Genomic DNA, 16,296 nt, shown 5'->3' on the forward strand with positions numbered 1-16,296 from the left:
CTGACGTCGTCGGCATGCGCGGACGTCCGGGAGTGCCCATCACCATGCGGTCCACGCAAGCCTGGCCTTGTGCGCCATCAGGCAGGCGACCCCGCACTGCGGTGCGGCATCCGGTTGCGCGGCCTAGTGCGTGCGGCGGATCCGCCGGGCGATTTCGCTGACCACCGCAATGGCAACGGTCAGACCCACCATCGACAGGAACTGCGTCCGCGTCTCGCCCGAGCTGGCCAGCAGCACGAAGATCACGCCCAGGATCGCCAACGCCAGCACGGTCAGAAATGGATACCCGCGCATCCGAAACGGCAAGGCGATGCCGGCGCGATCGGCACGGGCGCGCAGGATCAGCTGCGACAGCAGCGAGATCGTCCACACCAGCAGGCAGGTGGCACCGACGATATTGAGCAGCACCGGCAACACCTTGTTGGGATACAGCAGCTCCAGTGCGGCGGCCGCAAAGCCGAACAACACGCTGGCGATCACCGCCGTCAACGGCACCTGCTCGCGGCTGGTCCTGGCGAGCACGCGCGGCGCCTCGCCGCGTTGGGCCAGCGAGAAGATCATGCGCGACGCGCCATACAGATTGGCGTTGAGTGCCGACAGCAGCGCCACTACCGCCACCAGGGTGATCGCAGTGGCCGCACCGGGAATGCGCGCCACCTCCAGCACCGCGGCAAATGGCGAGCCGAGCGCCTTGCTGGTCCACGGCACCACCGCCACGATCACGCTGATCGAACCGATGTAGAACACCAGGATGCGCCAGGCCACGGTGCGGATGGTACGGGCCAGGCTGCGCCCGGGGTCGGCGGTTTCCGCCGCCGCCACCGCCACGATCTCGGTGCCACCAAAGGCGAACACCACCACCAGCAAGGCCGCGCCAACGCCGGCCAGGCCATTGGGCGCAAACCCGCCGTTCTGGGTGAAGTTGGACATTCCCGGCGAAGTCACGCCGGGCAGCCAGCCGGCCAGCAAGGCGAAACCGATCAACAGGAACACTACGATCGCCACGACCTTGAGGATGGCGAACCAGAATTCGAATTCGCCGAAATTACGCACACCCAACAGGTTGATTGCGGTAAAGGTCGCCATGAACAGCAGCGCCAGCAAGGGCACCGGCAACGCCGGCCAGACGGTCGCGAGCAGGCCGGCGGCGCCGACCGCCTCGGCTGCGATCACCACCACCACCTGGAACCACCACAGCCAGCCCACCGTGGCGCCGGCGGTCGGGCCCATCGCATCGGCCGCATACACCGAGAAGGCGCCGCTGGCCGGCTTGGCGGCCGCCATCTCGCCCAGCGCGTTCATCACGATGATCACCAGGGCACCGGCGATCAGGTAGGACACCAGCACCGCCGGCCCGGCTGCCCGGATGCCGACGCCCGACCCCAGGAACAGCCCGGCACCGATCGCGGTGCCCAGGCCCATCATCATCAACTGCCGCGGTTTGAGCGCATGGCGCAACGCAGGCGCGGCGGTCGAAGCGTTCTGGGCAACAGGATCGGTCGGAAGCGACATGGACGGCATCGGAGAGGTGGTAGCGCGACACGATACCGCGTCGCGGCGCCGGCCGCGCCTCTTGACGCAGCAGCCTAGTCCGGGCTGACGGTGTGGTCATAGGGCGGCGCAGCGCCCTTGTGCGCGGCACGACTGGTCCTGGTCAGAGCGACGCGCGGCAGCGGCACGCTCTGCTGCGGTGCACACCAAGCGGCGTGATGGTGCAGGCGGCGCGGCCAAGGAACGTGCTGCGTGCCAGCGACGCGCGGGATCTGCATCTGCGCATGGCCGCGAGATTGCTCAACTGCTCCTGGAGGTGGTGGCTCCCCGCACACGCGGGTAGCGGCACGTAGGTCAATGAAACCGTCGCCGTCTGCCGGGGCGGTTGCCATGCGCAATGCGCTTCGCACGGCTGCGTTCCAGCGTGAACGGATGCCAGCGCCCCCTACGCGCCGTCATCGGCATCGGCCGGTCAGTGCCTGCCGAGGTGTAGCGTTCGGCGACAGGCGATCAGCCTGCCTTGCGCTACAAGATGCAATAGACGCGGCTATCTGGGTGCATGCGCGCCAATGCGTTGTCACAGGGTCGCCTATCGCCATCCCACGCAGCCGTGCAATGCGGCTGGCACGCACAGCGTTCTGGCGCATCGCGAAAGATCTCCGCGCCGCCATCGGCATCAGCCGGTCAGTGCTTGCCGAAGTGTAGCGTTCGGCGACAGGCGATCAGCCTGCCTTGCGCTGCAAGATGCGATAGACGCCGACGTGCTGCGCGTGCAGTGCCATGCCGCTATCGCGAGGTCGCGTGTCTCTCATGCCACGCAGCCGTGCAATACGACCGCAACGCACTGCGACCTTTGCATCCCGCCCCCCCTGGGCGGCGCCGTCCTTGCCCACGCGTGGCCAGCTGCGATGGCTGCAGCCATCCCTGGCCTGCGCTGTGTCCTGCGAACGTCGGCGGGTACGCCAGGCGCAGGTCTGTGACGAGATTGCCGCCCATGAAAATCCCCGGCAGTGCCGGGGATCTTTGGCTAGGCCGCTGCGCTGGCGCTCACTCCGCCAGGTTCTTGCCCGCACCTGCGGTGGCGATCACCTTGGCCTTGACCTGCGCGGCCGGGGTGACGGTGTAGGTGTAGCCCAGTGGTTCGGGGAAGACCTTGGAGCTGATCCAGGTGGTGGCATTGGCATACGGCTTGCTGCCGTCCGGTGTGCCCCAGGTGATGCCGCTACCCACGTAGTTGTTGATCAGGTCCCAATAGCCGATCTCGCTGCTGTCACGCGACGTCACCGGGTTCTTGATGTTCTCGAAGTAGTTGGATTCGATCTTGGCCACGCCGCCCATGCGCACATTGATGCCGGAGGTGGTGACGTTGTTGAAGTAGTTGTTGTAGATGTGGCTCAGGCCACGGCGCTGCAGCGGCACGCGCGATTCCACATTCTCGAAGCGGTTGTGGTGATAGGTGGTACGTGCCGCCGCATTCTTGGTGTCGCTGTCGCTGAAACCGTTGAGCGCGACCTTTTGATAGTTGTAGACGTAGTTGTAGGACACGGTGACGTGGTGCACGCCCTTCTTCATGTCGATGCCGCCATCGAAAGAGGCATCGCCGGCGCCGGAGCACTTGGTGAGCGAGGCGAACACGGTGTTGTGGTCGACCCAGATCCTGGACGGCGACCCGCTCGAATTGCCCTCCAGAGAAATCGAATCGGCATCTTCGCCGCCTTGCAGCAAGCCGATGGTCATGTTCTGGATGATGATGTTGTTGGCGTTGCCCACCACCCATATCCCGAAGTTGGCCGCCGAGCCGTTCGCCCCCCTGATGGTGACATCGCTCTTGTTCTTGATCTGCACGGTCTTGGCCGGCAGCTTCCACTGCGCGCAGACGTCCTTGATGGTGCCGAAGTCGAACTTGCCGGTGTAGTTGAGCACCAGCCCGCCGCTGCCGGAATAACTGTCGATCGCCGCCTGCATCGCTTCGAAAGTGGCCACATTGACCGGTGTCTTGTTGCCGCCGCCGGTGGTGGCGGCGCCGTAGCCGACCGGGCCGGCGATGGCGCCCGCAGCGCAGGCGGACAGTGCGAGCGCAACGGCGCCCTGAAGCATCTTGCTGGTCATGCAGCCTCTCCCAAAGAAGTCGATGAGCGGCGCATGCCGCCTGCGCAGTGGCAGCGGCGACAGCGACGCGTTACGTGGGGGGCTGCATTCTTCGCGCGATTTAAAACATAAAACAATTATCCATCTCTGAAAGTTTGACGCACCACGGTGTTCTTCCCGCAGGACATGCAAAAGAGACAGCACGGGACAGGCAGGACAGGACACCGCTGCGCTGCGCGACCAACTGCCCACACACATCAACGCTGGCAAGGCAGTGCTTGCGCGTGGCGTGGATGGCGGCGTCAGCGCAAAGCGCTGATCAGGCGTATCGCTACAGCGCTGTGTGCTGCTGCATCTCGATGCAGATGCAGCGCGATGAGTGTGGTGTCAGGTTGGTATCGACGCAGCATGTCGTCGCTGGACGCGCCGCAGTGTCGACGTGCTGTGGGCAGGGAGCCGCCGGACATCGCATCGCTATCTGTGTCGGAACACCATCGTATCGCTCATGAGTGCAGACAGCGACACGCCACGATCAGCCTGACTGCCGCCAAGCCATCGCACGAAGAGGTTGGTGTTGGTGTTGGTGTTGGTGTTGGCGCCAACGCAAGCGTTGCTGGTGCAAGCCGCACCGATCTATCTGCGTGGATAAAGCGACATCGGCAGATGCATCCGGTGACTGCTGTCGGCTACTCCCCATGGCCACCAGCCCTCCGGCACGGCGCATGCTCCGCTCCGGACGCAGTGGTGCCAACAGCGCCGCAAGCACGACAGCAAAAGGATGCAGACCGCCGCAACAAACCGCTACCCAGCACGAAGCCAAGCGAAACAAACCGCTGCGATGCAGCGCTCTCAGACAGTGGGTCCCAACGCGACAGGTAATTTGCCCGCGCCCGTGCCGCGATGGAATGGCGCGCCAACACCGATCGTCAGCAACTTCATGCAGCTGCACCGATACCGCAGCCTACCGACACTACGGCCTCCCACTCCCAGCGCCCCGCCCTCTGCCGCGAGGCAGGACGTCAACGCGCAGACCAGCGGTGGTGCCCCGCAGCTCAGACTGCGCGGCTGGCCAACGGAGCGACGTGCGCCAGTTCCCGGCCGGGCCAGGGCGTGTGGTCGTCGAGGAAATCGCCGACCAGGCGCATGCAGGCCGCGCGTTCTTCCACGTGCGGCATGTGGCTGGAATTGGCGAACACGTGCCAGCGCGCGTCCGGAATCAACCGCGCATAAGGTTCCACGGTTTCCGGCGTGGCTTCGTCGTACTTGCCGGACAGCACCAGGGTAGGCGCCATGATGCGATGCAGGCGCTCGATGATGCTCCAGTTGCGCAGGCTGCCGACCACGTGGAATTCGGTGGGGCCATTCATGGCGTGATACACGGTGGGATCCGCCTCGATGGCGGCAAAGGTGCGCGCCACCTCGTCGGGCCATGGCAGCACCCGGCACACATGACGCGCGTAGAACGCCTGGCTTGCGGCCCGATACGCCGGGTGGTCCAGCGTGCCTGCGGCCTCGTGTTCGTCCAGTGCCGCCTGCACCTGCTCGGGCAGGCCGCCGCGCAGGCGCAGTGCGGCCGCACGCCACAGGCCCATGGAGGCCGGCGAATTGGCGATCACCAGCGCACGCAGCCCGCTGGGCCGACGCACCGCGTGCTCGGCCGCAAGCATCCCGCCCCAGGACTGACCAAGCAACGCGTACTGCGACAGCCCCAGATGCTCGATCAGGCGCTGCAGTTCATCCAGGAACAGGCCCACCGTCCAGAACGCGGGGTCGGCATTGGGAAGGTGGGTGGAATGGCCATTGCCGAGCTGGTCGTAATGAATCACGGCACGCCCGCTGGCAGCCAGATCCTTGAAGCTGTCGACATAGTCGTGCGTGCACCCAGGACCGCCGTGGGCAATCACCAGCGGACAGGCATCGCTGCGCAGATCGCCGGTGATGCGGTACCAGGTGCGATAGCCGCGAAATTCGACGTAACCCTCGGTGGACTGCATGACCTGCGCTGCCTGCGGCAATGATGAGCGCCGAGCCTAGCGGGCAGCCGGCCCGGCGTTAACTGGCAAATCTCACAGGTTTGCGCCGTTTCAGGGCTGCCGCGTCGGGTGCGGCCCACCGGCGTGGCCGGCGGTCCGATCGATCTTCTAAAGCCTTAAGGCTCTAGCAACCGATAGTGCATACCGCGCACCACCGCCTCGACGCGATTGCGCGCACCCAGTTTGCGCGCGGCAGAGTTCAGGTGCAGGTTCACCGTGGCCGTGGAGCGATTGAGCGCGGCGGCGATGCTCTTGGCGGTCAACCCCTTGGCCGAATACTGCAGGCATTCGCGCTCGCGCCGGGTCAGCGCGATGTGGTGGCAGCGGCGTTCCTGCGGATCCAGCAGTTCCTGGGCACGTGCCTGAAAGGCGTGCGCAAGCAGCAGGAACGGCGACAGCCGGGCTTCGGCCAGGCGCGGCGCTTCTGCAGCCACTGCATCCACCGCCCCACTGAAGGTTGCAAACGCGCCACCAGGCAGATGCAGCGGCACGGTGACACCGGTGCCCATGCCGCTGTCGCACAGATAGCGCGTCACCTGCCGATGCTGGCCGCCAACGTATTCCACGCCGTCGCAGTCGCCATCGGTGCGGTAGGACCATACGAACGGCGTGGTCCGCCGCGTGGCACGCTGCTGAACAGGGTCATGTTGGTAATAGCCGTGCTCGCACCAGACATGCTGCATGTCGCCAGGCGCATTGCGCTGCATGAATACCGTTGGGGTGATCAACGTCCCCTCCATGCTCAGCGGCACCGGCGCATAGTCGTACACCACCGACTGGAATCCCAATGCACACACGTCGCTGAACACCCGGTCCAGGCAGGCATTGAGCGTGTGCAGCGCCTGCAGATCGCGGCCCAGGCTGGCCAGAGTGTCGAACATGGGATTCCTTCGCGGGCACCAGAGGCACTGGACGTATCCAGCATGGAAAACCTAGCATTTTTACCAGTGGATGGGCTCGCCGGCCACATTATCGTCACAATGCCGGTCACACAGCTGCACTGCAGCATCGGCATCCTCGGCGCCCGCGCCCGCATCGACCCGGCCTTACCTGACAGCGGACACCCTGCATGACCGATACTCCCCGCCGCAACGATGCGGCTGCGCTGGAACGTTTTGGCTATACGCAGGAGCTCAAGCGCCAGCTCACGCTGAAGGACCTGCTGATCTACGGGCTGGTCTTCATGGTGCCCACCGCGCCATTTTCGATCTTCGGCGGGGTATTCGACATCAGTGCGGGCATGGTGCCGCTCACCTACCTGGTCGGCTTTGTGGCGATGCTGTTCACCGCGCTCAGCTACCAGCAGATGTCGCAGGCGTTTCCGGTGGCCGGCTCGGTGTATGCCTACGTGGGACGCGGATTGAGCAGCGGCATGGGCTTCCTGGCCGGCTGGGCGATTCTCCTCGACTACCTGCTGGTGCCCACCCTGCTCTACGTGGTCGGCGCCAACGCGATGCACAACGTGCTGCCGTCGGTGCCGCAGCCGGCGTGGATTGCGTTCTTCGTGGTGCTCAACACCGTGGTCAACCTGCGCGGGATCGAAACCACCGCGCGGGCCAACCGGGTGTTTCTGTATGCGCAGCTGGTGGTGCTGGCGGTGTTCGTGGTGCTGGCGACGCTGGCGATCCAGCGTGGCGTCAACGGCGCGCACTGGTCGTTGCGCCCGTTCTACAACCCACAGGCGTTCTCGCCGCAGCTGATCTTCAGCGCCTTGTCGGTGGCGGTGGTGTCGTTCCTGGGCTTCGATGCGATCTCCACGCTGTCGGAGGAGGCGCGTGGCGGCAACCGCGTGGTCGGCCGCGCCACCTTACTGGCCTTGTTGCTGGTCGCTGGATTGTTCGTGCTGCAGACCTGGCTGGCAGCCCTGTTGCAACCCACCTTGCTGCGCTACCCCAACGAGCAGGCCTCCAACGATGCGTTTTTCGAGATCGGCCACCTGATCGCCGGGCCCTGGCTGCAGATCGTGATTGCGCTGACGGTGGCCATCAGCGCGGCAATCGCCAATTCATTGGTGGCGCAGGCGGCGACCTCGCGGCTGTTGTTCGCCATGGCGCGCGATCGCCAATTGCCGGCGTTCTTGCGCTACATCCATCCCCGCACCGGCGTGCCGCAGCGCGCCATCCTGCTGGTGGCAGCGCTGAGCATGGTGCTGGGCGAAGTCTTCGTCGGCCAGATCGCCCTGCTGTCGTCGTTGTGCAATGTGGGTGCGCTGACCGCCTTCGTGCTGTTGCATGTGGCAGTGGTCTGGCACTTCCGCCGGCAGGGCCGCCTGGTCCTGCATGGCGTGGTGCCGTTGATCGGCAGCGTGATCCTGGCCTATGTGCTGATCAATGCGGACCGGCATGCGCAGCTCGGCGGGATGGCATGGTTGGCGGCCGGCCTGGCGGTGCTGGCCTTCCTGAAAGTCAGCGGGCGCTCGACCGAGTTCCGCGCCAGCGATGCGCTGGAGTAGCCCGCTTCAAGCCTGAAGCTTTCGCCTTCTTCCAGCGCTGTCATGCAGCCGAGATGCGGCCGATCTCGCACGCGTCGAGCGTGCGATCAGACGCGCGCGGCTCGGCGCGCTACGGCGTCGTCCTGCCACCGCACGCCGGCAGATCCAATGCTGCAAGCATCCCTGACGCAGGCGACTAAAGCGCTGCATCAGCATGGCGGAGCCTTGCGCCCTGCCTGCACTTTGACGCGAGCGCAGGTGCACAACGTTGGCACGGCTTGGCAACGCGAACTGCGTGAAGGCGACTATCGCTTTAACGAGAGATCATCTCTGAAAGAGATTTTCAGCACATATTCAGTTGTAGACATTCGCTAGTCTCGTCTGGCGCCAACGATGGCGCCGCAGGCCATGGCCCCCGCCACTGCCTGCCGTTCCCTGACGAAAAGGACTACCCATGATTCGCAAGAATGCGTTGTATCTCGCGCTGTTCTCCGCTGTTTCCGGCTCCGCGCTGGCTGCGCCGCCCACCGAGATGGATGCTGCACCGGTGAGCACTGCGCCGCAGGCGGCCACGCTCGGCGCAGCGACCTTGCAGTCGGCAAGCCTGCGTGGCGGCATCCTGCCCACACGCGTGGTGCAGCTGGCCGCGCCCAGCCGCCAGGAACTCGGCAGCGTGCGCGAAAAGCGCATTGCGCAAGTCAAACATGGGCAGCCGCTGCAGATCGGCTTTTCGCGTGCCGTGACGCAGCCGCTCGTCAACCTGGCCAAGCTGGATTGGCAGATGGCCGGCGATGGGTCGCGCGTTGCCACCTTGAAGCTCGGCTCGGCGCAGGCGGCCTCGCTCCGCGCGGCATTGGTACTGCGTGGTGCTGGCGCAACGCCGGGCGATCCGTCTCGGGTGACGCTGCGCTTTGCCGGCGACGACGGCCGCGTGTTCGAGCAATCCGGCGCCAGCTTCGTCGGTACCGGTAATGCAATCGGCTGGTCGCCGACGGTCAATGGCGACAACCTGCTGGTGGAGATCTCGCTGCCGGCCGGCCTGTATCCGGAAAACTTCAGCCTCAGCGTCCCGCAGCTATCGCATCTAGACATCAGCCCCACTGCCAGCCCGCGCGACATGATGACCATTGCCATTGGCGAAAGCGATTCGTGCCAGAACGATATCGTTTGCCGTGCCAATCCCACTGCCGGCTTCACCAGCGCTGCCAAGGCGGTCGCGCGCATGGTGTACACCACCAGCCAGGGCTCGTTCCTGTGCACCGGCACCCTGCTCAACAACACCAATTCGCCCAAGCGCAACCTGTTCTGGACCGCCGCACACTGCATCAGCACGCAGACGGTGGCCAACACGCTGCAGACCTACTGGTTCTACGACGCAGCCAGTTGCAACGGCAACACCGCCAGTTCGCAGGCGACCACGCTGACTGGCGGTGCATTCCTGCGCCATGCCAACACCACGCGCGATACCGCGCTGCTGGAGCTGAAGACGGCACCGCCCAGCGGCGCGTTCTACGCGGCCTGGAACAGCGCGGCAATCGGCTCGACCGGCACCTCGATCGTAGGCATCCACCACCCCTCCGGCGACGTCAAGAAATATTCGCTGGGCTCGGTCACCGGGCTGAACACCTCCATCGACGGCAAGAGCCCGCTGTATCGCGTGGTCTGGAACGACGGCGTCACCGAAGGCGGCTCGTCCGGCTCGGGCCTGTTCACCATCGCCAGCGGCGGCGCGTATCAGCTGCGCGGCGGCCTGTACGGCGGATATTCGTACTGCACGGCGCAGACCGATCCGGACTACTACTCGCGTTTCTCCGACGTGTATTCGTCGATCTCCACGTTCTTCGGCCAGTAAGCACGATGGTACGTGGCAGGCGCAGCGTCGCCTGCCACGCTTGCCTGCGTACCGGTTCGGCGGCTGCGTCCCGGCCGGACACACCTAGTGCGTCGCCAGCGGGCGCTGCTTATCGACCGCGATCGATGGACCGATGGGCTGACGCAACTACGGCAAGGCGGTGACGCGTTCGCGCGATGCGTCATTCCACAGCTGTGCTTTCGCGGCCTTGCCCAGCAAGGTGGTCGGGGCGCGATTGCCTGCACGATGCGTGTAGAGAATCCAGTTAGGCAAGCCGGGCAATGCCGTGTTCGCCTCCACCGCACGCGTCTGCTGGAAGCGCAGTAACCGATACACCCAGAAGGTATGCCAGCGGTGGTCGCGCGTGGCAGCCGGGTTGGCGGTAATCACCGACAGTTGCAGCAATGCGCAGCCGCTGCGTCCCGGTACACGCCGGTAATCCTCGGCACTGGGTTCGTGGGTGGGGCACGCGCAGCGCACGGTAGCGATCGCCCTGCGAGAGCACCACCGTGCGCCACGCATTTCCGCCGGCCAGGCCAACGCCGCCACTGCCCAATGTCACCACGTAATCCGCACGGCCGTCGCCATTGAGGTCGGCGCGCTCCACGCCATGAAAGCCGAGCAAGCCGCCGCCCAGTTCGACCGCTGCCAACTGCACGCGGCCGGCAGTGTCCTGGACGTGCAGCGTCGGCACCGCACCGCGGTTATCCATGGCAAGCACGGTGCCCGCATCGCGAAAATGGGTGACGCCCTCCCACTGCGTACTGCCCTCCTCCGCCGGCAATTCGGCCACCGGGCACTGCGAGCCAGCCGGCGGCCGAGACCACGGCGGATACTGCGGATGCCAGGCATGCGCACCGGTGGACAGTGCCAGCAGCGCAATCAAGGCGTAGCGCACGGCCGCCATGCGGCAGGTTGCCGGTAATCTCATCGCGCGCATTCCATGGCAGTGCCTGCGGTCTCGGTGGTGCCGCACTATGCGCAAGGCCCTTGCCTGCGGCAAGGGTGTCCTGCAGCACGATGCCTTTTGAACAACACCGGTCCGCTGCGCCAGTCCTGCAGAATCAGGCAGACTCGGCACTCACTTCTGGAGGTTGCCATGCCGTTTCATCATCATCGCTGCGTGTTGTGGACGCTTGCTCTGGCAACCGTAGCGTTGCAAGGCAACGCGCTGGCAGCAGGCAAGCCGGCCAATCGCGACGACGTCAAAGCCTATGCGCTGCAGCGCTGCCTGGATCACAACTACGTGCACAGCGGCAAGTATGCAGACGATCAGTTGCGCGACCGCTCGTATCTGCTGACCACCTACGCGATGGACAACGCCAAGACTGGAGCGACCGATCGCCTGAATCGTTTTGTCGACGCCAGCACCGCGCATTTCGACAAGAAGACCGTGCCGATGAAGGACGAAGCACGCCGCGGGCCATTCAACGCCATCTTCGCCCAGTGCATGGACTTCTACCGCTCGCCAGCACTGGCCGACTTCATCGCGCACCAGCTTTGACGCACGCGCAAGGTGCGGTGCGCCGTGCGATGCCCTGTGTGCGTGCGCTGTAGCATGCACACTGACCTAGCATCGGCACGTATAGATGGCTCGGGTGCGGGGATGCTGCATCTACTGCGTCGATGCCAGAGTCCAGTGTCTGGCCGGGCAGGCAGATCACGATGGCGACCCGGCGCCGCGGTCGGCACACTCTTCATTTCCGGTGCGCCCAAGGAATTCTCATGCCCGAACCTCTCATCTCGTGCTCCCGTCGGGCGCTGCTGCAGCTGAGCGTGTCCGCCGGGATCGTGACCACGGTCGGCCCGCTCGCGGCAGCATCCAGCTCCAGCGCCAGCCAGGTGCGTGCCAATGGCGACGCGGCGGCGCCCGCACCGTTTCCGGCCAAGGGCAGCGTATTGGTATTGCTGGGCACCAAGGGCGGGCCGACGCCGTCGCCGCTGCGTGCAGCGGCCGCCAATGCCCTGGTGATCGACGGGCAGCCCTACCTGGTCGATTGCGGCAACGGTGTCGCGTTGCAGCTGGTCAAAGCCGGCATCGCGCTGCCGGCACTGCGCGATATCTTCCTGACCCATCATCACTCCGACCACAACGCCGACCTGCTCAACGTGGTGTGGCTGGCCTGGGCCAGTGGCCTGCAGACGCCGGTGCATCTGTACGGGCCACCGGGCATCGGCGCCATGGTGGATGCGTTCGTGGCGATGAATGCCATCGACATCGAGGCGCGCATGCGCGAGGAGGGACGCCCGCCGTTCAGGCCGTTGATCCATGTGCACGAGTTTGACCAGCCCGGCACGGTGCTGCAGAACGATCAGGTGGAAGTCACCGCTGCCCTGGTGGACCACTACACGCTCAAGCCGGCGTTTGCGTACCGCTTCGCGGCGCGCGACCGCAGCGTGGTGTTCTCCGGCGACACGCGTTATCTGCCGGCGCTGGCCGAATTTGCCAAGGACACCGATGTCCTGGTGCATGAGGTGATGCACCTGCCCGCGCTGGAAAAGATGCTCAAGACCAGCGACAACGCGCCGACCTTGCTCGACCATCTGCTCAAGAGCCATTCCACCAGCGAAGAAGTCGGCAGGATCGCCGCCGCTGCGCACACGAAGCTGCTGGTACTCACCCACTTCGTGCCTGGTGGCGACCCTTCGATCACCGATGCAATGTGGAGCGAGGGCGCGCGCAAGCACTACGCCGGCCCGATCGTGGTCGGCGCCGACCTGATGCGGTTGTAGCGGAGCAGATGGCGGTGATCCAACCCGGGATGGCTAGCGGGCCATGACCGGCGTGCGCGCTCCCCACACTTCCGGCCTTGCCTTGCAATAGCGTTCGATGAATGCCTGCTGCGAGGGGAACTGCTCCACTGCGTGCTGGATCGGCTGGGCGATGCCGTCCAGCAGGCGTTGCAGATCCTGGTCGGAAAACGCGCGTGTCAGCGGGTGATGTTGTTCCGGCATCAGGCCCTGGCCCATCAGCACATGCGTCCAGGAATCGACCCGGAATAACTCGTCCGCCGCCTGCCAGGCGTGCGCACGCTCGCGCCAGGCGCGCAGGCGCACCGCCAGCGACTCCGGCAGCTCCATCTCGCGGCATTGCCGCCACAGCGGTTCCTTGCGCTGGGTGGCGTGGTAGTGCAAGGTGACGAAATCGCGCACATGCTCCATCTCGGCGCGGCTAACGTCGTTGAACAGTTGCACCTGCGAGGGCGCGATGCCCTGCGCCGGGAACAGCGTCAGCAGCCGCACCACCGCCGAAATGGTGAGGTGGATGCTGGTGGATTCCAGCGGCTCGATGAAGCCGCTGGCCAGGCCCAGCGATACCACGTTCTTGTTCCAGGCCTTGAGCCGGCGGCCGGTGCGGAATGGCACCATCCAGGGGTCTTTCACCGCGGGTGCGGCCACGTCGCGCAGCAGCTTGGCATGCGCCTCGTCGTCGGACAGGTGCCGGCTGGAAAACACCAGGCCGTTGCCCACCCGGTGCTGCAGCGGAATATGCCAGCGCCAGCCGGCCTCGTGCGCAATGGCGCGCGTGTATGGCACCGGCGGACCCAGCGCCTCGGTCTGCACTGCCACCGCGCGGTCGCACGGCAGCCAGTGGCTCCAGTCTTCGTAGCCGGTGTGCAGGGTTTGCTCGATCAACAGGCCGCGGAAACCGCTGCAATCGATAAACAGATCGCCGGCGATGACCTGCCCGTCTTCCAGCACCAGGCTGGCGACATCGCCGCTGTCCGGGTGCACCGTCACCTGCTGGATCCGGCCCTCGATGCGCGTGACGCCACAGGCCTCGCTGCGCGTGCGCAGGAAGCGCGCGTACAGCGCGGCATCGAGGTGGTAGGCGTAATTGACCGCCGGCTCGCGCGGCAAGGCGAAGCGGTCCACGCGCGAGGCCACGGTTTCCAGGCAGTAATCGCCAAAGCTGCCGCCCATGCCGCGGCGCTGGCTTTCCAGCCACAGATGATGGAACGCGCACACCAGGGTGCTCTGCCCGGTGATACCAAACGGGTGGATATAGCGATCGCCCTGGCGCAACCAATGCTCGAAGGAGATCGAGAGCTTGAAGGTGCCCGCCACCTCGCGCAGGAATTCCTGCTCGTCGATCTGCAGGAACCGGTGAAAGGTGCGGATCGGCGGCACCGTCGATTCGCCGACACCCACCGTGCCGATCTGCTCGGACTCCACCAGGGTGATGTCGAGCAAGTCGCGAAACTGGTGCGAAAGCGCGCAGGCGGCGATCCAGCCAGCCGTGCCGCCGCCGGCGATGACCACCTTGCGAATCTGAGCCTGAGTCACTGCGAACTCCCGTGGACTGCATGTGGAATGGCGGCTGTCATGTGGGGCTGTCCTGTTCGGGACCGCAAAAGAGTTGCACGCACAGCGATGCCAACACGGCCTGACGGCGCGCTGCCATGCGTCCTGACCAGGGACGGCGCAGTCATCCGGCAATCCGCATTGAACGCACTGCGTCCCATCAGCGATTGAGCCTGCCGATCAGCATGGCGCGCAGCTGGCGCGCAAGGATGGGATCGATCGGCCCCAGCGCCTGTCGCGCCGGTTCGGGGAGATGCGCGCCAGCACGCTCGGCCGGTCCGAACACGTAGTAATCGAACAAGGCACGCCACGCATCCTTCTCCGCCGCCGGGCGGTCGCGGATGGCCCATAGCGCGTGATACAGCGCGGGCATCGCCGCCGGCAACTGCGCAGGCGCCGTGCTCCACCAGTAATTGACCAGCACGTTGAACGGCTGCAGCGACTGCACGTGATGCCACCACATGCTCGGGATGAACAGCGCATCGCCCGGCTCCAGCACGGCGGTGCGCGCATGCAGCTGTGCCTGGGCGAATCGCGGGTAGCGCTGCAGGTCGGGAGTGGCGATATCCACCATGCTCACCACCTGCCCGCCCGGCGTGGGGTCGAGCGGCCCAGGGTAGAGATTGGCCACCTGCTCCGGGGGAAACAGCGTAAAGCGCCGCTGCCCGACCGCGCAGCACGCCAGGTTGTTGGGTGCATCGTAATGGCAGGACGCGGTGACGCGATTGCCGATCCAGATGCTGGGCTGCACGTTGACGCCGCTGGCCGCCAGGTCCAGATCGTTGTGTGCACGCAGGCCAGGCAAGCCATCGTCGACCGGCAGCGAGGCCAGATAATAGGTGGGCGGTTGCAGGTCATCGCGATGCGCGGCGATCGCATCCAGCAAGCTGCCCAGGCTGCCGCGCTGCACCTCGAAATTCAGCGCGCTGCAGTCCTCGGTGTAGAACGGGCGGCCGGCGATTACCGGCCCGCCATAGGAGTACTGCAAGGCGCGCCCCGTGTCGTGCGCGCGCAGCTGGTGCATCGCCTCATCCGGGCTGCGCAGGCCGGCCTGCACCAGCGACCAATCGCGTGCGATTCCGCGCAACACCACCGGCTCGGCCGCCTCGCAGAGTGCGGCAAGCGGCAGCGCCTGAGGCCGGCAATCGGTGCGCTCGGCAATCGCGGCGGCAGCAGGGCCATGACGTGCAGGTGCATCCATAAAATCAGGCATGGGCCGCGGCAGGCGCAGTGCGCGCGTGTTGCAGGCGGCGCTGTTTTTCGGCCATCAGGCGGCGCACGTTGTGCAGCGATGCCAGCATCAGAAAGGCACCTTCCAGATACCCTGCCTGGTGCAATTGCTGCAGGGGCTGCGCGTCGAGTCTGGCAAGTCGCTCGCGGTCGATGGCGAACAGGCCGTCCAGGTGGGCGGCATGGGTGGCATCCAGCGCGACATCCAGGCGCACTGGCTGGATCAGGCCCAGGGCATCGAAGGCTGCCGCCATGGCCTGCCCGGCATCCATGCCTTCGCGAATGCCGCGCAGCACACCGATGATGTGTTCCAGGTACGGGCTGTGGCCGCCCTGCGGCAGGAACACGGGCTCGCCCTCGCTGCGGCTGACACGCGGGTGCTCCAGGTCGATATGGATCACCGGCTCCTGCACCAGTGCACCGTCGATCCGCTGCTCCTGGAAGCCGATCAGAAAGGGGCCCTTGGCAACGACGCCGGGCAGATAGTTGGCGCTCCAGCGGCCGTCGTGCAGGAACAGGTTTTCATCCTGGGCAAAACCCAGCAAGGCCACCGACTGGTAGCCACCGGTGGCGGGGTCCTTGCGGAAGAACAGCGGGTATTCGCGCTGCAGGTCGGCGTACTCGGTCACAAACGCCGGCACCAGCCCGACCGCATCGCCGAACTCGGCCCCGAAGCGCAGGACCACGCGCACATCGTGATGCGCCACGTTGTTGAGCACTGCATATCGCGTCATCGACGACTCCAGCAGACATCCGCGGCGGACGCCTGCACTGAAAGATTGGCGTGCGGCGCACCCGCTGCACGCGACAGGCAACGAGCATTGCCAAAAAAACCCAGGCCGGCAAGCGGCACGGCAGCATGCGCG

At 65.7% G+C, this 16,296-nt stretch carries 12 protein-coding genes; 4 read left to right on the forward strand and 8 right to left on the reverse strand.

The genetic code is table 11. The features are described from left to right. Positions 1 to 123 precede the first annotated feature (123 nt). The 4 genes from A7D17_RS00675 to A7D17_RS00695 all read right to left on the reverse strand — a co-directional run bounded on the left by A7D17_RS00675 (position 124) and on the right by A7D17_RS00695 (position 6,493). Positions 124 to 1,512 carry an amino acid permease gene (locus A7D17_RS00675; RefSeq protein ID WP_064507324.1) on the reverse strand — a complete coding sequence of 463 codons (1,389 nt, stop codon included), beginning with the start codon at positions 1,510 to 1,512 and terminating at the stop codon, positions 124 to 126. Positions 1,513 to 2,538: 1,026 nt separating this feature from the next. Continuing rightward, a complete protein-coding gene (locus tag A7D17_RS00685; protein WP_064507326.1) occupies positions 2,539 to 3,600 on the reverse strand; it encodes a pectate lyase family protein in 1,062 nt (353 codons plus the stop codon). 1,031 nt (positions 3,601 to 4,631) lie between these two features. Further along, the gene (locus A7D17_RS00690; protein WP_064507461.1) at positions 4,632 to 5,573 is read right to left on the reverse strand and encodes a proline iminopeptidase-family hydrolase; all 942 of its coding nucleotides are present in this window, start codon (positions 5,571 to 5,573) and stop codon (positions 4,632 to 4,634) included. A gap of 155 nt (positions 5,574 to 5,728) precedes the next feature. Further along, entirely contained in the window at positions 5,729 to 6,493 is a 765-nt protein-coding gene (locus A7D17_RS00695; RefSeq protein ID WP_064507327.1) for a LuxR family transcriptional regulator, read from the reverse strand. Between the two features lie 188 nt (positions 6,494 to 6,681). On the opposite strand from A7D17_RS00695, the gene A7D17_RS00700 reads away from it, so the two are divergent. Together A7D17_RS00700 and A7D17_RS00705 are read left to right on the forward strand one after the other, a co-directional pair. Beyond that, a complete protein-coding gene (locus A7D17_RS00700) occupies positions 6,682 to 8,064 on the forward strand; it encodes an APC family permease (RefSeq protein WP_064507328.1) in 1,383 nt (460 codons plus the stop codon). 433 nt (positions 8,065 to 8,497) lie between these two features. Further along, positions 8,498 to 9,895, forward strand: a complete 1,398-nt coding sequence (locus A7D17_RS00705; RefSeq protein ID WP_064507329.1) for a trypsin-like serine peptidase — start codon at positions 8,498 to 8,500, stop codon at positions 9,893 to 9,895. A gap of 265 nt (positions 9,896 to 10,160) precedes the next feature. On the opposite strand, the gene A7D17_RS00710 is transcribed toward A7D17_RS00705, so the two are convergent. Next, on the reverse strand, positions 10,161 to 10,826 hold the full coding sequence (locus tag A7D17_RS00710; RefSeq protein ID WP_153041866.1) for a hypothetical protein: 666 nt from the start codon (positions 10,824 to 10,826) through the stop codon (positions 10,161 to 10,163). A 168-nt stretch (positions 10,827 to 10,994) separates the two neighbouring features. Here A7D17_RS00710 and A7D17_RS00715 point away from each other — a divergent pair, with 168 nt between their 5' ends. Together A7D17_RS00715 and A7D17_RS00720 are read left to right on the forward strand one after the other, a co-directional pair. Next, the gene (locus A7D17_RS00715; protein WP_064507331.1) at positions 10,995 to 11,399 is read left to right on the forward strand and encodes a hypothetical protein; all 405 of its coding nucleotides are present in this window, start codon (positions 10,995 to 10,997) and stop codon (positions 11,397 to 11,399) included. Between the two features lie 221 nt (positions 11,400 to 11,620). Continuing rightward, a complete protein-coding gene (locus A7D17_RS00720) occupies positions 11,621 to 12,628 on the forward strand; it encodes an MBL fold metallo-hydrolase (protein ID WP_064507332.1) in 1,008 nt (335 codons plus the stop codon). 33 nt (positions 12,629 to 12,661) lie between these two features. Here the strand turns inward: A7D17_RS00720 and A7D17_RS00725 are convergent, their stop codons facing one another. The 3 genes from A7D17_RS00725 to A7D17_RS00735 all read right to left on the reverse strand — a co-directional run bounded on the left by A7D17_RS00725 (position 12,662) and on the right by A7D17_RS00735 (position 16,164). Beyond that, positions 12,662 to 14,182, reverse strand: coding sequence for a tryptophan halogenase family protein (locus tag A7D17_RS00725; protein ID WP_064507333.1), 1,521 nt, complete (start codon positions 14,180 to 14,182; stop codon positions 12,662 to 12,664). Positions 14,183 to 14,360: 178 nt separating this feature from the next. Beyond that, complete coding sequence (locus A7D17_RS00730; RefSeq protein WP_064507334.1) at positions 14,361 to 15,401, reverse strand: cupin-like domain-containing protein; 1,041 nt, start codon at positions 15,399 to 15,401, stop codon at positions 14,361 to 14,363. Between the two features lie 4 nt (positions 15,402 to 15,405). Continuing rightward, positions 15,406 to 16,164, reverse strand: coding sequence for a SapC family protein (locus tag A7D17_RS00735; protein WP_064507335.1), 759 nt, complete (start codon positions 16,162 to 16,164; stop codon positions 15,406 to 15,408). Between the last annotated feature and the right edge of the window lie 132 nt (positions 16,165 to 16,296).

The organism is Xanthomonas floridensis, from assembly GCF_001642575.1.
Lineage (GTDB): Bacteria > Pseudomonadota > Gammaproteobacteria > Xanthomonadales > Xanthomonadaceae > Xanthomonas > Xanthomonas floridensis.